This is a genomic window from Paenibacillus sp. 01T424, assembly GCF_056398745.1.
In genome coordinates this window covers 16,112-37,500 of the sequence record NZ_JBFTPZ010000059.1, presented here as the reverse complement: position 1 = coordinate 37,500, position 21,389 = coordinate 16,112, and the positions used below count along the sequence as shown (strand labels likewise).

16 protein-coding genes, 1 tRNA gene and 1 pseudogene are annotated in these 21,389 nt (G+C 44.5%); 6 read left to right on the top strand and 12 right to left on the bottom strand.

Annotated features, from left to right (window positions below):
• The 4 genes from AC1DPK_RS30445 to AC1DPK_RS30430 all read right to left on the bottom strand — a co-directional run.
• Nucleotides 1-1,519: response regulator transcription factor (locus tag AC1DPK_RS30445; RefSeq protein WP_477512586.1), on the bottom strand; the 1,519-nt coding region annotated here is incomplete at its 3' end.
• A 658-nt stretch (nucleotides 1,520-2,177) separates the two neighbouring features.
• A complete protein-coding gene (locus AC1DPK_RS30440) occupies nucleotides 2,178-10,379 on the bottom strand; it encodes an immunoglobulin-like domain-containing protein (RefSeq protein WP_477512585.1) in 8,202 nt (2,733 codons plus the stop codon).
• An 851-nt stretch (nucleotides 10,380-11,230) separates the two neighbouring features.
• Entirely contained in the window at nucleotides 11,231-11,413 is a 183-nt protein-coding gene (locus AC1DPK_RS30435; RefSeq protein WP_477512588.1) for a DUF4367 domain-containing protein, read from the bottom strand.
• A 490-nt stretch (nucleotides 11,414-11,903) separates the two neighbouring features.
• Nucleotides 11,904-12,518 (bottom strand): sigma-70 family RNA polymerase sigma factor, encoded by a 615-nt coding sequence (locus tag AC1DPK_RS30430; RefSeq protein WP_441880831.1) that lies wholly within the window; start codon nucleotides 12,516-12,518, stop codon nucleotides 11,904-11,906.
• A gap of 166 nt (nucleotides 12,519-12,684) precedes the next feature.
• Here AC1DPK_RS30430 and AC1DPK_RS30425 point away from each other — a divergent pair, with 166 nt between their 5' ends.
• The gene (locus AC1DPK_RS30425; protein ID WP_441880830.1) at nucleotides 12,685-13,077 is read left to right on the top strand and encodes a BlaI/MecI/CopY family transcriptional regulator; all 393 of its coding nucleotides are present in this window, start codon (nucleotides 12,685-12,687) and stop codon (nucleotides 13,075-13,077) included.
• Nucleotides 13,078-13,079: 2 nt separating this feature from the next.
• Complete coding sequence (locus AC1DPK_RS30420) at nucleotides 13,080-14,723, top strand: M56 family metallopeptidase (RefSeq protein ID WP_477512584.1); 1,644 nt, start codon at nucleotides 13,080-13,082, stop codon at nucleotides 14,721-14,723.
• Between the two features lie 219 nt (nucleotides 14,724-14,942).
• On the opposite strand, the pseudogene AC1DPK_RS30415 reads toward AC1DPK_RS30420, so the two are convergent.
• From AC1DPK_RS30415 to AC1DPK_RS30405, 3 genes and pseudogenes are all read right to left on the bottom strand, one after another.
• Nucleotides 14,943-15,158 (bottom strand): annotated as a pseudogene (locus AC1DPK_RS30415) (DDE-type integrase/transposase/recombinase); the annotation flags it as partial.
• Nucleotides 15,149-15,304 carry a helix-turn-helix domain-containing protein gene (locus AC1DPK_RS30410; RefSeq protein ID WP_477512587.1) on the bottom strand — a complete coding sequence of 52 codons (156 nt, stop codon included), beginning with the start codon at nucleotides 15,302-15,304 and terminating at the stop codon, nucleotides 15,149-15,151. The pseudogene AC1DPK_RS30415 and the gene AC1DPK_RS30410, both read right to left, overlap by 10 nt.
• A 164-nt stretch (nucleotides 15,305-15,468) precedes the next feature.
• On the bottom strand, nucleotides 15,469-15,942 hold the full coding sequence (locus tag AC1DPK_RS30405; protein ID WP_477512583.1) for a MarR family winged helix-turn-helix transcriptional regulator: 474 nt from the start codon (nucleotides 15,940-15,942) through the stop codon (nucleotides 15,469-15,471).
• 151 nt (nucleotides 15,943-16,093) lie between these two features.
• On the opposite strand from AC1DPK_RS30405, the gene AC1DPK_RS30400 reads away from it, so the two are divergent.
• The 3 genes from AC1DPK_RS30400 (at nucleotide 16,094) to AC1DPK_RS30390 (ending at nucleotide 18,062) form a co-directional block, all read left to right on the top strand.
• Nucleotides 16,094-16,678, top strand: a complete 585-nt coding sequence (locus AC1DPK_RS30400; protein ID WP_477512582.1) for a DUF3238 domain-containing protein — start codon at nucleotides 16,094-16,096, stop codon at nucleotides 16,676-16,678.
• 102 nt (nucleotides 16,679-16,780) lie between these two features.
• Nucleotides 16,781-17,365, top strand: a complete 585-nt coding sequence (locus AC1DPK_RS30395; RefSeq protein ID WP_477512581.1) for a DUF3238 domain-containing protein — start codon at nucleotides 16,781-16,783, stop codon at nucleotides 17,363-17,365.
• 70 nt (nucleotides 17,366-17,435) lie between these two features.
• Nucleotides 17,436-18,062: an FMN-dependent NADH-azoreductase gene (locus tag AC1DPK_RS30390; RefSeq protein WP_477512580.1), complete on the top strand. Its 627-nt coding sequence runs from the start codon at nucleotides 17,436-17,438 to the stop codon at nucleotides 18,060-18,062.
• A 310-nt stretch (nucleotides 18,063-18,372) separates the two neighbouring features.
• On the opposite strand, the gene AC1DPK_RS30385 is transcribed toward AC1DPK_RS30390, so the two are convergent.
• Nucleotides 18,373-18,448 (bottom strand) — tRNA-Ala (locus AC1DPK_RS30385).
• Between the two features lie 43 nt (nucleotides 18,449-18,491).
• Entirely contained in the window at nucleotides 18,492-18,974 is a 483-nt protein-coding gene (nrdR, locus tag AC1DPK_RS30380; RefSeq protein WP_053377232.1) for a transcriptional regulator NrdR, read from the bottom strand.
• 143 nt (nucleotides 18,975-19,117) lie between these two features.
• Between nrdR and AC1DPK_RS30375 the strand changes: the two genes are divergently transcribed.
• The gene (locus tag AC1DPK_RS30375; RefSeq protein ID WP_053377233.1) at nucleotides 19,118-19,336 is read left to right on the top strand and encodes an alpha/beta-type small acid-soluble spore protein; all 219 of its coding nucleotides are present in this window, start codon (nucleotides 19,118-19,120) and stop codon (nucleotides 19,334-19,336) included.
• A gap of 107 nt (nucleotides 19,337-19,443) precedes the next feature.
• On the opposite strand, the gene AC1DPK_RS30370 is transcribed toward AC1DPK_RS30375, so the two are convergent.
• From AC1DPK_RS30370 to AC1DPK_RS30360, 3 genes are read right to left on the bottom strand one after another with little or no spacing between them, the layout of a single operon-like run.
• On the bottom strand, nucleotides 19,444-20,010 hold the full coding sequence (locus AC1DPK_RS30370) for a lytic transglycosylase domain-containing protein (protein WP_477512579.1): 567 nt from the start codon (nucleotides 20,008-20,010) through the stop codon (nucleotides 19,444-19,446).
• Entirely contained in the window at nucleotides 20,007-20,603 is a 597-nt protein-coding gene (gene coaE / locus AC1DPK_RS30365; protein WP_477512578.1) for a dephospho-CoA kinase, read from the bottom strand. The genes AC1DPK_RS30370 and coaE overlap by 4 nt, the downstream gene beginning before the upstream one ends.
• Nucleotides 20,604-20,618: 15 nt before the next feature.
• On the bottom strand, nucleotides 20,619-21,341 hold the full coding sequence (locus AC1DPK_RS30360) for an MntP/YtaF family protein (RefSeq protein ID WP_076270184.1): 723 nt from the start codon (nucleotides 21,339-21,341) through the stop codon (nucleotides 20,619-20,621).
• Between the last annotated feature and the right edge of the window lie 48 nt (nucleotides 21,342-21,389).

Genomic DNA, 21,389 nt, shown 5'->3' with positions numbered 1-21,389 from the left:
CGGCATATGCGATCTCGTAGCTCTTTAAAGCTGACACAATTAATAATTCCTTCGCTTTCTCAATACGCAGATAGGTTACAAATTCCACGAACGTTTTACCGTTGGTTTGCTTGAATATGGTGCTGAAGTAACTTGAGCTCATCGATACGTGATAACACACCGACTTTAATGATAGCTTCGGGTCCATATAATGCAGCTTGATGTACTCTATCGCCTTCGCGACTTGGAACACACATTGATGCTCCCGCATGCTTTTGATTGATCCGACAACTTTCGCGCATTGCTCCTTCAGCCACACTTCAACTTCACCCATCGACGCAAACTTCGTCATTTCATTCATTGGAGCTTGGTTTGCTCCGAACACTTGTGCACTGTCAATGCCCATGGCATAGAGCGTGTGCATAATCGTCAATACAATCCGTTGCAGATACATGTGGCAAATATCGAATGGAAATGCATGTTCGCGGAACATGATGAAGATTTGCCCAATCCATTCCTCCATCTCTTCCGGTGATCCGGTTTTCAGTTTCGTGACCAGTTCACTTTCCCAATCAATGAGCGACAACAACTCCGGCCGCTTACGCTGCTCCATATCCCATATGCATATAATTTGATTGGTACCAATGACAAAACGATAATCTAGCGCTGACAAAGCAGATTGGTTTAAACGCTGCACTTTGTCCGTTAAGCTGCATACATGTCCGATGCCTATAGAAAGCTTAACAGGCAAATAATCGGTTATCGTACTGTGAATTTCTTCAGCCACCTGCGTCGATAGATCATGCAGTTCATCCCTCTGATGACTAGAAATGATGACATGCACACGGTTTTCCCGATCTCTAAAAATAAGTGTCCCGGAACGGTCAGCTATAATTTCCTGGGCAATGTTATAAACAGCAAAACGAATAAGTTCCTCGTCGGACAACGTCTTAGGCTGGCTCCATACGAACTCGTCTACTTCTATGGCCAGCTCGATCACGGAGGAGCCGTCCCACTCAATATCAAAATAACTGAAGTTCTCATTCTTTTGTTTTTCTGTCATTGGCGAAGTAGCAAATCGTTCCAAAAAACGCTCTTTCAACAAAGGCTGGCTCTCCCTCAATTGACGCTTCAGCTGCTCGAAATCTTGCATTTGATTTCTTTCGCTGTCAAGCTCAGAACGAAGCTTACAAATGACCTGCTCAAGTTCCGCTGCCGTAACCGGTTTTAAAATATAGTCGACCGCTTGCAATTTCAAAGCCTGCTGGGCAAAATCGAAATCATCGTAGCCTGTAAAAATAATGACCTTCACTTTCGGAAAACTGGCCGAAAGCTCGCGCGTCAGCTCAATGCCGTTCATGAACGGCATTCCAATATCGGTCAACACGACATCCGGCGTATGACGGTTAATGAAATCAAGCGCTTCCTTGCCGTCCTCGCAGCTGCCTATGCATTCAAAACCTAGCCTTTCCCAATCCATTTGATCTTCTATCGCTTCTCGAACCAGCGCCTCATCGTCGACAATTAACAACTTGTACATAAGATCCCCGCCTTGTTATCTAAGGTACTTTGCATGTTTACAACAACGATCTAAGATGTTAACAGGAATATTTGAAAGCGCAATCATAATGCTTGGGTCGAAATTGTTGAAGCAGGACATGTGGTCTATGAAGTATTCTCTTAGCTGTAGATTGAATTTAAAATAGAGGAATTGACTTTATACGAATTCCTTTAATCGTATAAGAGGAATTTGGCTATGTAAATGTAAATATATACGGAGTTAGTCGAATTTTCTCTTCTTATAGACGTATAACAAATCCAAGGTTACGCGCCATTCATATATTTTGGTCGCTGCGCTTAAACTTCATTTCTTTTGTTCCATTTAACAATTTTTAAATTGTTTCTTCATTCATCCTAATCTCCGATTTATAACTTCAGCAACTGCAGACCAAACCCTCTTTTTGATTTAACATTGTTAGAAGTCCATTCAATGATGGAGTGCTGAGCGGTAAATTTTGATGCCGTGTTACTTGGTGATTAGTGTTCAGGACAAGTACGCGCAGCCATTACAATAGCGCTTCAATGCCTAACCATACAAAGGCAAATAAAAAGGATGTCAGCCTTGGCTAATCGCCGCTGACATCCTCACTGATTAAGACTCTACGATCCTCTGGCAATAATTCTGCTGACTGATCTTTTTAATTCTCCTCCAGCTCCAAAATACGGAGCAGAATTGTAATTACTTCCGCTCTGGTTGCCACTGCATTGAAGTCAAACTTGCCGCCTTCCTTGCCCTGCATAATCCCTTTTGCAGCTACTGCGCCAATCGCGCCTTTTGCCCACTCTGGCAGTTTAGCATTGTCAGTAAAGTTTGCTGCTTTGTCCTTTTGGTCTTCCAGCTTCAACGAACGAGCAATCATAACCGCGAGTTCAGCGCGCGTCAAACCGCTATTTGGACGCAGCGTTCCATCCGCATAGCCGCTTAAAATCCCCGCTGATACAGCCTGCTCCAGCGCTTCTTTTGCCCATGGAGCAATGTCAGCTTCATCATTAAAGGCATGCTGCTTTCCATCACTTTGTACAGTCAATGCACGGGATAACATCACTGCAAATTCCGCACGGGTTACCGCAGCATTTGGCTTGAAGGTTTGATCCTTGTAGCCAACCACAAAACCTTTTGCCACTGCCTTACGAATCGCAGCTTCTGCCCAGTGTCCGGCAATATCCTTCAATTCAACCTGGTTCTCTTGATTTCCGCCGGTGTTGCCACCGTTGTTGTTACCGCCGTTATTTCCGCCGTTGTTGTTGTCAGGCGTTGTATCAACTACTGTAATCGTCAACACCTGCGGCTGTCCTGCGCTAAACTCAAACGTTAGCTTCGCAGTACCTTTTTGCAATTTCGCCAAGTAAGCCGTCGTAATCGTTATCTGATCGCTTTTCACAACATAATCAGTTCCAGCCTGCAGCAAGACACTGCCGTTCTTAATGGCTGTCAGTGTATTTCCTTTAAGCTCCAGCTTTATTGTTGCTGCTTGCTGCTTGTTAGGGTTCAGATCAAATTCAGCTGCAGCTGGGCTGATTTCGCTATCCTGAACGATAGGTTTGATTTTGTTAAGAAGATCCGTCTTCACTTCGCCGTCTGCCATAATCGTAACAAAGTTGCGAGCTATAGCGTTATCGGCAGCTAATCCAGACGCGAGAGCCTTTGAAACGGCAGCCCTTGCCGATGCTTCAAGCATTTCATTATATTTGCCTGCGCCTAACAGATATACGTCTGTAAATGAACTTGAATTTTTTAATTGTCCACTTTCAACTTCAAAGGTGGATCTGGTGCTGTCTGATTCACGCGAGCTGTCAGATTCATTGAGCATGATTGATATTCCGATTCTTCCGTTCGTGAGCTCCGATGCAGGATTATTATGAACGGTATTAAACGGAATCTTTAAATCGTAAATCGTCGTTTTCGTATCTTCATCTCTCGTAATCTTTGCTGCGATATCAGTAATCGGAGCAGTCGGTGCATTGGCGCCTGTGGGACGAGTCCATGCCCATATTACATCTTTGTTGTCATTGGTGAGCGCGAACCCCAATTCATTCCGTGTAGTACTGTTGGTTGCGGGATTGCGTAAATCAATGCCTAACTGCAAATTATCCTCTCTCCATATATTTCCTCCAGTTTGGCTATTGAAGTGCACGTCGTCTGTAACGACAATGTATGCGTATAAATTGCTGTCGTCCCATGCAAAATGCGATCCCACGCTGAGGTCTTGCGGACCATCCCACGTTCCCGAAGTGACATAATCTTTGGTGTCCATTACAAATGCCGGCGTTGCAGCACTCTTTGCCGGATTTTCAGCGCCTGCAGAACTTACCTTTTCGGCGTATGCCGCGTCAAATTTTGCCGTATAGGTGTATGCTTTTCCGTCATCGAGTTGAAGCTTGAATGTGATCAGACCTGCAGCATAATACGGTAAATCTACGGTTACGGATTCGCCTGCCGCAAGCGCGTTAAATGTAATGGGAGTGAAATCTTTAGCATAAGCAGCCGGGGATACAATTGTTAATGTTCCGGGTGCAGAGGCTCTTCCTCCGACATTATACTTAACGATGAATTGTTGTTTATCTCCGTTTTTGGTTAGGTTGAATACAAACGGTTCCGCCAATAAATCCGAGCCGTAAATGCCGTACGGATTGTCCGCTGGAGTGCTGTTTCTCAAACCGGATGCGTAATAATTGTTGCTAAGTTCTACCGATGTGCCGCTCTCGCGCAGCATGGCATACACATTATTATTCTGGCCGTTCTTGGACGGCTGGAAGTAAGAAGTGTATACATGCGCCTTACCGCCGTGGACATCAATACCCGGATTGTTGCCGGGCAGCTGAGTGAAGTTTGCTTGCTGTAAGCGAACGATACCGTTATTTACGATTGCTCCCGCTACGGTCGGGCTACCCCAGAACGCGCTGTTGTACAGGACAAGTTCAGCGTCTTGGTGGATTTTCGCGGTATTAGCTGCATCTCCCATTCTGACATACGCTCTATTCGGCTCCGTCGTGATGTTCGTATTAACCAATTCCGAGTTGATCGCGATTATTTTGGTGTGTTCGTCCGCGTCTTCCACATAGAGAGCGTACGTGGTTCCGTCCGAACCGTGGCCAATCATCGTCATTTTTCCTGGGTATGCGAATTCGCCGTTCCCCAGGTCTCTTTTCAGGAAGTGTATGCCGTATACCGAGCCGAAAACGAAATTGTTGAAAATCGTCTGGTCTTCCACATCCGCGAATTTGAGCGCACTCATGTATCTTTGTACGAAACCGTACAAATCGCCGGTAGGTGCCGAATATCCTTGGCCTCCCGGAAGTCTCAAAGCGTAATGCGGATTGAATTGCATATTTCTAATAAATCCGCCTTCCGCGCCTCCTCCGACCCAAATGCCTGCTCTGAGGAGCGTGCCTCCTAAATAATCAACATAGTGACCATCTGTTTTATAGGAAGCCAGATCTATCCCTTTATCCCCAATTGGGATCGTTAAATTGATTGCATATACGCCTGCGCCTTGTCCCTGTACCAAAAACGGAGTTTTTAGCGTTAGGTTAGGGTTGTCGAGATTGACGCTGGTTATATTTGTTTGCGTAATGTTAAGTCCTCTGAGCCCTGCGTTTGCCTTAAGCTGAATAAGAGAATTTCCATTTTCTCCCTCATTCCCGCCGGTGTACGCTGTAAAGATCGCCGTGCCGCCGCCTTGAGTATGATGCTGTACGTCCCATGTTCCTCTGAGTTCAACACCCTCGGGAACGATGACGGGATTATTCAGTCTATATCTTCCACCAGGTAAATAGATCGTGCCGCCACCGTGATTAGCTTTAATATAATCAAGAGCTTCCTGCAGCTTTGCAGATATATCCACGGTCGGTGCGTTGCCTGTTAACGAGCGCGGGAAGTCAAGTCTAAGCACTGCGCTTGATGTTGGTCTCGGGTGTACGTCAATATCTGTTTTTACGTCTTTCGGAATAGGTTCAAACAGATAATCAACATCATTAACGATTTGTACAGCGGTGTTATTACCGTCAGCCTTAACATCAAGTTCAAGGTTATCGATGTGAGCGGCAAGGTTAGCGCTCTCGATGTTAAGGTTATAACCTGAATTTACTGATTTGAATGTTCCGAAGTTTACTCCCAAATGTGCATGTTTGTCTGCCTGTTTGAAATTGCTCTGACTGACTAATGCGTTGCCTCGACCCAGGAAGTTCAGCGCATAATTGTCATATTCGTCAAACGTACTATCCTCAAAGGATATCACTCCGCCTCTGGCGTTGCTTACAATCGGACCTTTAAATGCAACTCCGTTGAATTGAACAGAAGTGTCGAAACGTTCGTTGAAATATACTGCTGTGTCGCCTCCGAATTCCGAGTTCGAGAGCAGCAGACCGAAACCGTTAACGTTGTCAATGTATATACCCGTTTGACTGTCTTCGATTTTTAATCCGTAGAACTGCGCGTTCGGTGCTTCGTCGCCGCCAGGTTCTCTTCCGATCCACATCCCCGTCTTATACCCGGAAATATTTAATCCCGAGACATATTCCCAATCTGATCGGTGCATCATGAATCCAGTAGCATTCGCTCTTGTGTACGCTCTCGCGTCCGATAGAGACGGTGCGCCGTCAAGACCTGAATTCGCCCAGTATTTCGGGTCAATGTCAACGTTCTCGATACGTCCGATATCTGTACAGGTGTGAACCACGATGCCCTTGTAGAGAGCCGTCATATTGCTGTTCACAACATAATGCATTTCGCTCGGCAGGGAAATGAATCCTCCCCAAGCGTTTACAAGAGTAACGTTATCAAGCGTCACGCTGTTTCCGGTTCTCTGATAGAACGTCCACGGATACGGAATTCCTTTGATGTCCTCAAATTCCCCTGTCTTCTGACCATCTGCGTTCCTCTTTTCAACAGTGGTTGTAGCATTAATATCTTGATTCGGATACCATACGGAAAGGTTTGTTACACCTGTGCCTTGTTCCATGTCTATGAATCTATCGGACACGTTAGCTACTTTTTTGCCGCCTGTCTGATTTTCTCTCTCGTCAGAGTCAACATACGTGTCATAATTGGCGGAGTTATGTCCGGCATAGACCGCGAGAATGGTTCCGTCGATTTTACCATCGTAATCGTCCGCATCCGGATTATCCCATTCGCCACGGAGCTGTACGCCTGCCCGCAAATTTAAAACCTGTTTATATTCGTAGGTTGTACTGCCTGTCGTGCTTTGAACGCTTATTGTGCCGGTAGTTTCCGTGTAGAACGCAAAGGTTCCCGCCGGAATATAGACTACGCCGCCGCCGTCATTATAAGCCGCATCAATCGCCGCCTGGAAAGCCTCTCTGTTATCAAAATCAACTAAGCCTTCCGCTTCTGCCATCTCTGCTGTTTTCGCACCAAAAGCGAGTACGTTAAAGTCCGATATCGCCAAATCTTTCGCATCGTGTTCCTGAACGATTGCCGCTCTCATGTGTTTTGCGTAATCATATCGATCCGGAACTGTGAGCACAAAGGTTTTAGTCTGGGTTACAGGAGCGGCTACCGGACCTCTTTTTATCGTCGCCGTGAGCGTTACCTCGCCTCCGCCGTCCGGACGGTTTGTCGGTATCACTCCTGCAGTGGTTATTAGGGTAGCAGCGGATGTCGTCCATGTAATATCCGTCATATTTTCACCCATGGACGGAAGAACTAAGTTCGTTGTCACATTAGTCTCAGAAGCATTCACGCCTTTGATTAAATCCCATGTCAGTTTATTCAGCATATCGTTTACCGCTTCCTCGTCGGTTCCGGTCCCTGTTCCGCGAACGACGATATTAAATGTTTTAACAACGGGTGTTGCCGTTCCTTTGCTTACTGTCGCCGTGAGTGTTACGGATGTATTCACTCCTTGACGAACTACTGCGCCGGTGTTGCTGTTGATCACCGTGTTATTGGCAGATGCCCACACAATGTTCGTACTTGCTGAACCCATCTTAGCTAGATTCAAATTGCTTTCAACCAGATCCTGTCTGGTATTCGTACCCTTGATCGCGTCCCAAGTCAGCGCGTCCGAAACAAGTTTTACCGCTTCTTCATCCGTTGGAGGAATTTCGGTTATTCGTATACTCTGTATGATTGCTCCGGCTGCACCGATCCGGAAGTGCGCGCCTTGATTTTGTGCTCCTATCGCAAAATTAACTCCGTTAAGCACACCCTTTGAAGTCACCCAAGCGTTTCCGCTTCCTGTGGCCGGAAGGCTCGCTGATCTATACGCTTCAAATCCAGAGAAACTGCCGGGATATATGGTGTTATACTGTAACGAAATACCGCCCGCTGCGCTCGGTCTCCAGTATGTGACCGCTAATTCAACCTTGTTTGCTTGCTTAAGCTTAAGGTCGTCTACAATGACGTACATAAAGTTGCCGATCTTCACAGCGTCTACGCCGCTTTGAGTGACTACATCCACTGCGGTACCGCCGTCTCCGATAAGACTGACGCCTATGCCGTTGCCTTGTAGTCCTTTGTACGGTCCAGCCGGATCTCCACCGTCGCCGAAACCGCTTCCAATGGTATCAACGGCATCAAATGATTCAGGATCGTTGAAGTCAATGAACACTTCAGCAAGTTCGTTAGTCGTACTGGCTACTGTCAAATTGAAAATTTTATGAACAGGTGCTGCATTACCTTTGGTTATTTTCGCCGTAAGGGTTACGGCTTTTCCTACGGCAGGGTCGCGAGTTACACTGCCAGTTGCGGTATCTATGATACCTGCCGGTTCAGCCGACCATACTATAGCCGTATCGTTCGCACCCGTTGCTTTAAGAATCAACCCCGTTCTTACTTCGGATTGAATAACATTCGAATTCCTGATTGTGTCCCATGTCAGCTTATTTRCTGCGTCCGATATTGCTTGATTGTCGTCAAGATGCTCCACTTTAACTCTCGAATGCGTTCCTGCGAAAGGATATTGCGTATTTTGAGCCGTGCGTGCGAATGTATAATAGATGTTGCCTGTTGGTTTTGTAAATGCCGCAGTATAAATTCCTGTACCCAGAGTACCCGTCGTCCAATCGCCGACCACAGGAGCGTTACCGGTGGTGTTGATCGCGAACTGCACAGCCTGACCGTTTGTTGGCGCTGCTGAAGATAACGTAACGTTGCCTGTTGTCTCAACAGCCTTGGGAATAGGTTTCGGCGAATCCACGGTATTCTGGAAACGCGGATTCTTGATATAGATGTCGCCTTGGGGCACGGATGACCATTGCATTTGCAATCTCCCCGCCTGTACCGTGTCCAAATGAACGGGATTGAAACCATTCGGAGAATTGGCTGCTGATAATTGCGCATAAACCGTAATCCATTCATTAACCTTTCCATTTTTGATTTCGTTAACATTAAGATTAAGACGCGAATTGGTGTCAAGATTGTTACCGCCACTTGCCATGGCGATCCAGTTATTGCCACTGAGCTTTAAAAGGTCCGAATGTGTAACATACATATCAAAAACAAAATATTGATTTGCATAAGCTGATAAATCCTGATTGCCGCTGCTGCTAACAAAGCGGGCATCCCAAAGCCGTTCAACGCCGGCGCCTATTTTTCCAGCGCCCAACTTAACCGCGTTATTTCCGTCCGGCGCAATAGCGCTGCTTGTTCCCTCTTCTATATTAGGAAAATACGTCGCAGCCCGGGCGTTGACCTCCGCCGGCACGGCTTTCACCGTCAAGGTAAACGTTTTTGTAGCACTTGCATTACCCTTGGTTATTGTCGCCGTGAGTACGACGGTTTTGTCTACTTCTCTATTCAATAAACGATTTACGCCTCCGGCGCTGCTTATTGCCGCATTGTCCGAAGACCATGCTACGTTAGTCGTTCCTATTGCTGTCGGAAGGCTAAGTTGTGATTTCACATCGTTATTCGAAGTATTACTGCCTTTAATCGCATCCCATGTCAGAGACGCCGCCGCCTCATTTACCAATGTTTGTTCGTCAATAGACGTTACCGTAATTCTTGAAGATGCGCCGATGAAGTTGTAGCTGTTGTCTGCTTTCGCCCGCGCGAATACATAATAAGTCTGCGCTGAAGGAAATGTGGCAAATTGATGAGAATAAACATTATCGTTTTTACTTCCATCCACCCACCCGGATGCGGGAGCGATCCCATCTTCGCTTATTGCGAATTCCACAGCTTGCCCGCTAGCCGGTGCGTTCGCAGTTACTGTTTTTGTTGCTACATCAAGTGCGGGAGCCGTTGACGGTGAAACCGGTACGCCTAGCGTACTTTTCTGGAAACGCGGGTTTTTTATGAAAACGTCAGTGCTAGGGACACTAGTATCCCATTGCAGATGCATGGCTAGTCTGGTCACCTTGTCTAACCAGGCGTCATTGAAACTCCCGGCTACGGCACTTGACGTCGATAACTTCGTATAGACCGTCGCCCATGTGCCCACTGCAGCATTTGTGACTCCGCTCAAATCAAGCTGGAGACGAGAATCGGCGTTGAACTTATCCGCAGCGGGATTACTGTCGCTTACGATGACGAGCCAGTTATTGCCTAGCATATTTTTAAAGCTCGCATTTGGAATATACATCTCGAAAACGAAGTATCCGTCCTTGTAAGCGGATACATCTTTTAGAGGCGCTACGCTTGGCGTGAAGAGGTTATCCCAAGGCCCTCCGCCCTTTGAGGTTCCGGTGTTTAAACTCCACGCTTTCTGTCCGTCTGGCGCATCGGCGTTTGTCGCCGTATTACCATCTGCGCCTGCATTTACGGTCAAAAGAGATACATCATCTCCCCATGCCGCGCTGACTGCCATAAGCGGAGAAAACAAAGTAAATAGCATCGCTGTCACAAGTAAAGATGCTAATAATCGTCTTTTTTTCATTCTCAAATTTCCTCCATATATCCTATTTTTAGGTTTTGAAGAGATCCCATAACTCTTTCAAACTTCTTCACTTAAATACTAAATTCAAAACTTTCTATGATTTTATGTAGTGCACAAAAAAAGTGATCCTTTACACCCAATATGAACCCCTCATGTGTGGCCTGACAACACTTTCCCGCTTTTATGCTGGCTGCCGCATCACCTCTACTATTCCATATGTCTAGTCTTGTAAATGCGATCCCGTCCACAATTGACCCGATGTTAGCGTTTTCACGAGCTCAAAAAAATAACAAGATTCAAAGAGCGATAAGCGTACGTGCAAATAACGTAATCTCACTACTTCTTTTAACCCTGTAATAAGTTCCCGGAACACGATTTGTATATTGGGGACTTATCTTATCATACGAGTGTTGCAATAAAGTTCCAATGAGGTAGTCTTATCCTTTATGGGGACAATATTAATTTAATGAAAACAGAACGCCGTCTCGCTATCATGTGGTATCGTCCCCAATCACAATTCAACTTGTAATTTTCGAATCAACCAGTTCGTCAACCCCTGCCCCCTCGTTCCAATGAACTGGCTCTACCGTAGATTGCATTCAATCTTGATTCCAATCCTAAATTTCATTTCCTCCTGTAATCTTATGAAGCAACTAGGCTTCACCAAAAAAACCACTTCAGATGAAGTGGTTTGAATTAATTGTTTGGAGGTGCCTAAGGCGACCCTCACCCCTGACCTCATATCTGCCAGTGATATGCTCTCTCGTGTGGGGCTATTACACTACCCCAATTTATCTAGCATTCGACGGGTGGGGCGTTCCATTCATTCACGATATACACGCATCAACTCAYTAAGGCTCCACCGATTCGGCTACCTTCATAGCCTCGTCGCCCGAAATCGGACCGGACACGCCATACTGAATGCCGTCAACCACCCAGAACAGCTCTGTGAACTCGGCTTGCTCGAAAATTAAGCCGTCCGCTCCACCCACTTTGGTCTGTGTGAACAGGTCTGTCGGGAACGCTGCCGGCATGCGGCTCGCGCTGAACGTCACCGTCTTATCACCCGAACCGTATGTGAAGTTTAAATCTCTGAGCGGTTGGTCCTTCATTCCCACGCCGACGATCTCAGCCAGCTTGAAGCCTTCCGGGGCGACTTGAGGAACAAGCACACCGGAACCGAAAGCTGCTTTCGCTGCCTCCGCCGTTCCTAACGGAGTTGTAATCAATTGGGACAACTCCGAACCTGTGGCTCCTCCGTTTCCGGGCAGCACGATTTCCGACGAATTATCCGTTGGCGTCGGGACTGCGGCGGGCTCTTGCAGCATCGGCAATCCCGCCACTATGACGACTGCCGCGACCAGCGCTGCCGCTCCTGCAAGCCAGGCTTTCGGAAGAACGAATCGGCGGCGGCCTCTCGCTTCCGCGGCGGCTTGTTTCCTGATCTTCTGTTTAACGCTATCGCTCAATTCCATTTTAGAAAACAACATATCATCCGACTCCTTTTGCAAATGTTGACGTAAATTACGCTCCATGTCCGTCATCGGTTGTCTCCTCCTTGCGCATTTCCCGAGCCAACGCCTCGCGCGCCCGGTGCAGTCTGTTTCTCACGGTACCCTCGGGCGACGACGTCGCTTTCGCAATTTCCCGTGTGTCCAAGTCCAGATAATAATATAAATACAAAGCCTCCTGATACGGCAGAGGCAGACGCAGCATATGCCGCAAAATCTCGCTTTTCTGCAATCTTTTAAGCGCTTCTTCTTCTACGTTGAATATCCGTCCCCGCTCCATCAGGCTGGGATCGGTCGGCTGTTCCGTAAACATCCGCACGCCCATCTTGTCCCGGCAAACGTTGATAGCGATCGTCGTCAACCAGGTTTTAACCGCGCTATCTCCACGAAACGAGTTCCAGTTGCGATAAGCGCGAAGAAATACCTCCTGACTGATATCCTCGGCAAAATGCCGATCCCCGGTATAAAAATAAGCGGTGCGCATGATCGTCGAGCCAAAGCTTTCCATCAGCTGCTCTAGAGCTTGAGTGGGATCTTTCGGGAAATTTTCCTTATTATTCGAGCCGGCCGGCATCACTGAATCATCACCTCCACCTATTAGACGGCCTGAGCGCATTTTTCGCTGCATTGGATCTCCCACCTAGAGGTATTACACATCATAATTATTATTATTTTCGTCGTTATAGGAAGTGAATGGTACGAGATGTTCGTTGACACAATAGGACTACACGTGTAGTATATGATTTGTAGGCCTACAATTGTGATCCTTTTACATGTAACGGGAGGTTTCGAGTATGACAAAATTACCACAAATCACAGATGCAGAATGGGAAGTTATGAAAATCCTCTGGGCGAGGAAGGAATGTCCATCCAGCGAAATTGTTAAACAACTAACGGAAACAATGGACTGGAGTCCGAAGACGATTCGTACGCTGCTTAACCGTCTGGTGCAGAAAGAAGCGGTTGGAATCAACAAAGACGAATCTCGACGAGCCCAAATGTTTTATCCTTTGGTTTCAGAAAATGAGTATTTGCAAAGTGAAACAAAAAGTTTTTTGCAAAAATTGTACGGTGGAGCCATTAAACCGATGCTTGCGAACTTCCTTCAGGAGAAAAAACTGACGGAACAGGAAATCAATGAGCTGAAACAATTATTCGATGATAACAAATCGAAGACAGGCAAATAGCCATGACATATGTGCAGATGTATATGCAGTTTTTTTTCGACTGGGTGATTCGCGCTTCGTTGATGGCAAGTGTRCTGGTTGCTCTCATTGTCATGATCAAATGGATGCTCAGAAACAAGTTGCAGCCGAAGTGGCATTATCTCCTATGGTTTCCTGTTGTCATTCGGCTCGTATTGCCTTGGGCGCCAGAAAGCTCGTACAGCGTATACAATCTATTGCCAATGAAGCAGCAGTTGTCTAATGAATCCCTTTTAGGATCGCTCGATGATATTTCCAATCTTTATGAACGAAAGAATCAGTTGAAGAATAACGTGGATTCACCGAGCGAATGGACACTCAAAGATCCATCCGATGTCATAGTTCATTCCTCTGCGAATGTTCCTGAAAAACAAGTCCTTGCAAAGCAATCGTTTGTGGATCGATTATCCAAAATAACGCTGCGAGACATCCTGTTCATTGGTTGGTTGCTAGGGGTCATAATCTTGAGCCTTGTAACCCTTATAGCCAATATCAACGTGTATAGACGAATTAAAAACCAGCCCAATGTAACCCATCCGGCGGTATTACAAGTATTCGAGCAATGCAAGCGCCAAATGTCGGTCAAACAACCGATTCTTCTGACCGTAACAGATGCAGTGCCGAGTCCTGCGGTTTATGGGTTTATGAAACCAAGGATTTTATTATCCAGTTCGTTGATTCGTTCGATGGATGCCGATCATTTCCGTTATATTTTCAATCATGAACTGGCACATATCAAGCGCAGGGACGTTGCGATGAATTGGCTCATGCATGTTCTGGTTATTTTACATTGGTTTAATCCGATAATGTGGGTTGTCTACGCACGAATGCGAGCAGATCAAGAGGTAGCCTGTGATGCATTAGCCTTGTCCTACATCCATGCTGAACACAAAGCAGCTTACGGCCAGACGATCATTAATTTATTGGAGCATTATGCAGGAGCCCGGAGATATCCAAGTTTGGTCGGATTATCGGGTAATTACAAGCATCTCAAGAGGAGAATACTCATGATTAAACATTTCAAGAAAAATTCTATGCGCTTATCTGTATTAGGATTAGCAACGCTATTAACTGTCTGCTCATTCTCATTAGTAAATGCTCAAGGGAATACCCAATCAAATGAAACAGTGGAAGTGGCAAAGCTATCGAAGCCTGGAGGCGGCCAAATCCAAAGCCTGACAGTCAATACTGCAGAAGAAGCTACTCTCGTATTGCAGAAGTATTTTAACCTGACTGGATTTTCACTTATAAAAGATGAAAGAGAAACTGCCACTTATGTAACCGCAGACGACAGTATGCGTGTATGGGTTGGTCAAAATAATAAAATAATTGGTATTAACGATATGAAGGCAGCTAAAGAATCAAACAAAAGCAATGAAATACAAAAAGAACAATGGATTTCAATAGACCAAAGTAAAGAGAAAGCGACTCAATTGGCTCAACAATTCTTGGATGTTAGTGTTCAAGAAGTACAAATTACAACAACAGAACATAGCTACGCCAATGACTCACTTGTTTTATTTGAAATTAGACCTTCTTACGAGGGCAATCTTACTAGCGATGGCCGGTTTCTTATAACAGTGGACCGATCCACTGGAGATATTACAAATATTAACCCTTTTCTGTGAATGAGCTGAACGACTAGAGGCTATTAACTGCTACCGCAAGGCCTTAGGGCAACAAATGTACAATCGGATAACGATAGTTAAATAACCAGTGCAGCAGTCTGAACAAGACTCCATTTTGTAGACAATAAAAAAACCTATGCTGCATGGTCAACCCCGATTTTGTAGAAATTGAAAAAAGCCCTAGGAAACAAGCTGGCGACGGTACTCAACCGGAGTCAGCTTGTTAAATACCTTTTCAAACGTTTTTAAAACCAACGGATTTTCATTGTTGAAACTCATGTGATAAGCAATAATTTCAGTATTAAACAAATCCTTAATTACGGACAGGTAAATCTTCTGATCGAACACGCGGTACTGAGTAATATCCGTGACCCATTTCTGATTGGGTTTGTCGGCTGTAAAATCACGATTAAGTTTATTCTCCGCTACACGTCCTGCATACGGCGCCTTCTATTATCCATAAGCCTGTACTCTCCGAGTTGCTTGTATTTACGCATCCATACCTTAATCTGACCTTCATCTTCAATCCCCAATACCTTTATTATCTCCCTTTTTGTTTTGCCACCTAGCTTTAGCTCGATTGCTTTTAGCTTGGTCTCCTAACTGTAACGTTTAAACTTCTGTCCTTTTGTAGCCAATGCCAAACACCCCCTAAAATAGTTTAGATTAACCCAGGTTTTTTTCTAATGTCTATTTTTGGGGGTCAGTCCCGTTCAATCATAGGAAGGGTTTTAATTTTCTATAATTACCAGACAGGTCTTACTCTTGTTGGTAAATTACCTTCATTTGCTCCATAAATTAATTTTGATAAATCTTCTTTGAGCATTTGCAGTCGTTCTGCTCCAATGTTTTCAATCCAACGTTGCTCAATCTCAGTTAGAATCTTCTCTTTTGCTTTCACTACTAACCAACCTCGTTCGGTCAAAATAATAATTTTCCCTCTATTATCAGTGGGATGAGCTTTGCGTATTACATAACCACATTGCTCGAGATAATCCACCATTTTACTCACAGCTTGCTTTGTAACTCCTAAATATTCGGCTAGTTCTATACCTGTTGCTCCATTAGGATTGATACATTTAAACATAAAACCATGTACAGGTCTAATATCATCAAATCCCAATTCACTCAATCTGTTATGTAGTTCATTAATCGATACACTAAAAGATAATGACAAAAGGGATGTAAGATCTAATTCACTAAAAAATTGATTATTCATACATATTACCTCCTTACATAAAGTCAACTAGGTTGACTTTGTTCAGAGTTCATTGTACTATGCGTAATATAGTCAATCAAGTTGACTATATTACGATTGTGAAAGAAATAGAATTCACCGAGACAAAATTAATAAATTATGGAGGGTTCTTATGGCTAATATCGTTAAAATTAGAGGAAGTGTATTTGCACCGTATGCTTGGTTGGAACCTATTAAAGATCCTTCAACTGGAAGGATCTTCGAATATACGGGTGATGCACGCGAATTTACACCTTACGCTGTAAATACAATGAGATCAAGATTAGAGCAAGAAGTGATTATTGATTTTTATAAAAAAGAAATTTTCACATTTGCAGATGCTTGTATTACGACTGTGAAAATTACAAATCCAGACGGTTCTATCGAACATAAAAAAGGAAAAACAAATACACAAAACATTGTATGTACGAATGTTATGTGGGGCGCTGATGATGTTTCTTTTGAAATGAGGGCAAGTGCCAGCAATCCTTTGAATACATCAGCACCTGCAGCTGACTATGTATTAACTATAAACGTTAACAAAAGTGGGGATGCACATATCGAAGGTTTCCATGATGGGTTCCCTTGCTATGAATTTTATAAACAAACAGATTTCGGTCCATTTGAATTCATATATACACATGATTTCAGAAAAACTGGTGACACTCCAGCAGCGCTAGCAGGGGAAATGGAATACAATTTCAAAGCGACACTCTAGAAATAAATATTAAGTAGAAGATTGTAAACAGCAAATATTAAAGGAAAAGCAAGCATTTAACCATACGAAAAATAATATTAAACATTACAGAGGTGTATTCTCATGACTACTATCGTTAAAGTTAGAGCAAGTGTATTTATTCCAACATCTTGGACTGAACCTAGGAAAGATATTCAAACGGGTAACACAATCGAATTCGAAGGTGACTCACGTGAGTTTACACCTTATGCAGTAAACACTTTGCGTTCAAGAATTGAACAAGAAGTAATTGTAGATTTCTACAAAAAAGAAATTTTCACATATGTGAATACTGGCATAACAACAGAAAAAATCACAACTCCTGATGGTTCCATTAATAAAAGATCAGGAAAAGCTAGTACGGAAGGCATTTTGTGCACGGATATTGTATGGGAGTCAGACGAGGTCAAATTTCAAATGAGTGCAAGTGCTAGCAACCCATTAAATGTATTAGCACCTCCTGTTGACTATCTATTAACTGTACTTGTCAAAAAAGATGGTATTGTCGACATTCAAGGGGAACACGATGGATTCCCTTGTTATGAATTTTATAAGCAAGTAAATTGGGGTCCGTTTGAACAAATTTATACTCATGATTTCAGAGAAACTGGTGATACACCTGCAGCTATGGGTGGGGATATGGAGTATAGATTCAAAAAGATATTGTGAACCCAATATGATGAACTTTTTAGTAATTAAAAATAAAACACCTTAGAGTAGTGAACATCAGGAGGAACAAATGACAACAGTTTTATTCGTAAAAGCAAACAATCGCCCAGCAAATCAATCGGTCAGTGTAAAATTATATGATGCATTTTTTGCGAGTTACAAAGAATCGCATCCAAATGATAAAATAATAGAGCTTGATTTATACAAGGATGAATTGCCATATGTAGGCGTAGATATGATTAATGGCACTTTTAAAACAAGTAAAGGACTTGCGTTAACAGCAGAAGAAGCAAAAGCAGTAGCTGTTGCTGATAAATATTTAGATCAATTCCTTGCTGTTGATAAAGTTGTGTTTGGTTTCCCATTATGGAACCTAACAATCCCAGCTGTGCTACACACATATATTGATTATTTAAACCGAGCAGGTAAAACATTTAAATATACACCAGACGGTCCAGTAGGACTTATGGGGAATAAGAAAATTGCATTATTAAACGCTAGTGGCGGTGTATATTCTGAAGGACCAAAAGCTGACGTTGAAATGGCTGTTAAATATGTAGCAAGTATGATGAGCTTCTTCGGAGTAAATGATATAGAGACAATTGTGATAGAAGGCCACAATCAATTCCCAGAAAAAGCAGAAGAGATCATTGCGAATGGTCTTGAAAAAGCTCTTAAAGTAGCAAGTAAATTCTAACTAGTAAAACAATTATCACTGAATATGGCAGTATCAACACTTTTATAGTGGTGGTACTGCTTTTTTATTGGCTTTTCTTACTACTTTCCTTCGATGCCCACTCATTTCATTACGTCCGCACGGACTGAACCCTGGGGGATCGAAATTCTGATTATATTTTCACAGATATTATCCGTATGAAGCAAAGCATAGCGGTAATTTCGATGCCGTGCTCCTACACTGACGCTTCGTGCGCGCGATCTGCCCCTTGCTAGGCTCCACCAAATAATAAAAAAACCACTTCAACAGAAGTGGTTTGAATGGTTTATTATGGTGGAGCCTAGGGGGATCGAACCCCTGACCTCATCGCTGCCAGCGATGCGCTCTCCCAGCTGAGCTAAGGCCCCAAATGACGACAAGATTGATCTTAGCACAGGGTCGTCAAAACTGTCAATCTTTATCTATCATACCATTGAGCGGGTGTTTGGACAGCAAATTATTGAGCTCCTTCATGAACATATCGATGTCCTTGAATTGGCGATAAACAGATGCGAACCTGACATAAGCTACCTCATCTACAGGATAAAGCTCGTTCATAACGATTCCACCAATATCGCTGCTATCAACCTCGGCATGTGCCGTTGTGCGCAGCTCCTTCTCAACCTCGGATACGATTACCTCTAGACGCTCCACTGGTACCGGACGCTTCTCGCAGGCGCGGATAAGACCCCGCAATATTTTGTCACGGCTGAACTCTTCACGGCTGCCATCTTTTTTGATGACGATCAGAGGCGTCTCTTCAATCATTTCGAATGTCGTGAAGCGGCGGCTGCACTTTTCGCATTCACGGCGGCGACGAATGGATTTGTTTTCGTTGGCCGGTCTGGAATCTAATACTTTCGTTCCGGCATAGTCGCAGTATGGGCATTTCATGATGCGTATTGCCTCCTTTCTTAGTCGCTTGAGCCTCAAAAATGGACTCTTCGAAAAAAAAATTTAATTTCCATGTAATTCCTGTAATGAAGTTCAGATTTTTGCACATAATACTTTTACCAACCGCAAGGAGGTGAACATACATGAGCGCATCCCGCAGCAGTAACCAATTGGTAGTGCCACAAGCGACAGCTGCCCTTGACCAAATGAAATATGAAGTTGCTCAAGAGCTAGGCATCGCAATTCCGCAAGACGGATACTACGGCAACATGGCTACAAAAGACGCAGGCTCCATCGGGGGATACATTACCCGTCGCCTAGTGCAAATTGCCGAGCAATCCCTTGCTGGTCAATACAAATAATGATTCATTAAAAGTTGTATGAATAACCGAAGCTTTGGCAGGGCTCGTCCATGAAGAGACGAGCCTCCAAGGCTTCATTTATTTTCGTTATCGTTAAGGATCATCCATTAAAGACTCGGATATAAGTCCTTATACTTATTATAATAGTAAATGACTCGCTGCACATAGTGTCTAGTTTCTCCAAACGGAATTTCTTTAACCGATTCGATCGTTCCATCCCAAGTCCCCGAGTCAAGCCACTTGCGAACATTTCCTGGACCCGCGTTGTATGCAGCAATTGCAGCTATCTTATTTTGATCAAATTGTTGATTAAGAGATCTTAAATACCACGCGCCAACCTCAATGCTAACGTCTGCACGATTCATAAGCATATCATCCGTTACGGCTTGAAATCCTGCTTTTTGAACGACCCATGCAGCCGTATCAGGCATAATTTGCATTAAGCCCAGTGCACCCTTCTTCGATTCCTTGCCTGTCTGAAAATTGCTTTCACTGCGAATAATCGCGGCCACTAAATGCGACTCAATGCCATAGTTAGAAGCACTTGCACGAATGTCTTCTTTGTAATGAACCGGATACATCCACTCCGCAAGCCAATCTGATTTGAGAAATAAAATCGTCAATAAACCAAGCAGCAGGACGAGCAGCACCCTTTTCTTTTGGAATACCCTCATGGCATACACTTACTTTTCCAAAATTCATCCAGCTGACGCTTCGTCTCCTCCAGCGATCCGCTGTTATCGATGACCCAATCCGCTTTCAGTCTCTTTTGCTCAATATCCATTTGCAGTGCGATGCGCCGGCTTGCTTCTTCTTCAGGCAAATGGTTTCGTTCCATTAAGCGCTTTTTCTGAAGCTCAGCGGGTACATATACGACCAATATGCCTTCGTACAGATGCTCCTGCTTCGTCTCGTATAGCAGCGGCACGTCAGCTACTACTAATCGTTCTGGATACTGCTCTGCGTAAGTATGTATGGTTTGCTGCATCCGCGCCCGTATAGCTGGATGGGTTATGGATTCAAGCTTTGCTAATGATTGTTTATCGCGAAACACAATTTCGCCGAGAGCTTTGCGGTTAAGAGAACCGTCCGTTTCAAGGACAGCTTGTCCAAACGTAGAGGCGATTGCCTCTAATGCTGGTTCCCCGGGAAGTACAACCTCCCTTGCGACTTGATCGGCATCGACCAGCAGCGCACCGCGTTCGACGAGCATGTTTGCGATTGTGCTTTTGCCGCTGGCAATACCGCCGGTTAATCCGATTATCATCCTTTTCACCTCAAATTATAACAGCTTCATGATTCCGATTATGATTAATAATATGCCTGGCAGCATAGCTAATGTCTGCATGCCTTTCCAAGCGGAGAAACGAAAGCCAAAACGGATACCGCCAACAAGAAAAAGAGCACTTGCCGCCGCTATCGTTAAAGCCGTAAGTAAGGAAGGCAATCCGATCAACGCAGCCCCAAGTCCAGCTCCAAATGCATCAAGTGATAATGCAAAGCCAAGCATGACGGCCTCCGATGCAGAGATGGTGCCTGATTTATCGACGTCAGCCGACTGTGGCGTGCGCAAAATCTGAATAACGAGCCCTAGACGCTTCAGCTCTACCATAACGACAAGCGCAGCACTCGCGATCTCTCCGGCATGTGTTTTTGCGCCAGCTTCTGCCGAAGCAGCACTTTCTTGTACTGCGGTTTCTACGTGCTCATGCCTCACATCATCCTGCTGCTGTTTGTTTCGTCTAAGCTGCAATAGCGCCCAGACACCAATCAGCATGAGGACACATGCGCCAATGAGACGCGCAACGAATTCAGACAGGAACGTGGTTATCAATCCGCCAACCTGCATGGACAAATAAATAATAATACCAGAGCAGCAAGCAATAATCAGTATTGACACGATCGGTATGCGGATCCTCCGCAAACCGTAAGTAACGCCAACACCAAAACCGTCTACGCTAACAGCAACAGCAAGAACTAATAGTGAAACTACATGCGCGAACAATGTTTTAGTCCCTCCCCGCACAGCGGCGATCCGGCTTACAAGAAGCTG

Coding starts and splice junctions, on each gene's coding strand:
- AC1DPK_RS30430 (WP_441880831.1), bottom strand. CDS start 12,518: ATGCAGCGAAAAATGCGCTCAGGCCGTCTAATAGGTGGAGGTGATGAT.
- AC1DPK_RS30425 (WP_441880830.1), top strand. CDS start 12,685: ATGACAAAATTACCACAAATCACAGATGCAGAATGGGAAGTTATGAAA.
- AC1DPK_RS30405 (WP_477512583.1), bottom strand. CDS start 15,942: ATGAATAATCAATTTTTTAGTGAATTAGATCTTACATCCCTTTTGTCA.
- AC1DPK_RS30400 (WP_477512582.1), top strand. CDS start 16,094: ATGGCTAATATCGTTAAAATTAGAGGAAGTGTATTTGCACCGTATGCT.
- AC1DPK_RS30395 (WP_477512581.1), top strand. CDS start 16,781: ATGACTACTATCGTTAAAGTTAGAGCAAGTGTATTTATTCCAACATCT.
- AC1DPK_RS30390 (WP_477512580.1), top strand. CDS start 17,436: ATGACAACAGTTTTATTCGTAAAAGCAAACAATCGCCCAGCAAATCAA.
- nrdR (WP_053377232.1), bottom strand. CDS start 18,974: ATGAAATGCCCATACTGCGACTATGCCGGAACGAAAGTATTAGATTCC.
- AC1DPK_RS30375 (WP_053377233.1), top strand. CDS start 19,118: ATGAGCGCATCCCGCAGCAGTAACCAATTGGTAGTGCCACAAGCGACA.
- AC1DPK_RS30370 (WP_477512579.1), bottom strand. CDS start 20,010: ATGAGGGTATTCCAAAAGAAAAGGGTGCTGCTCGTCCTGCTGCTTGGT.
- coaE (WP_477512578.1), bottom strand. CDS start 20,603: ATGATAATCGGATTAACCGGCGGTATTGCCAGCGGCAAAAGCACAATC.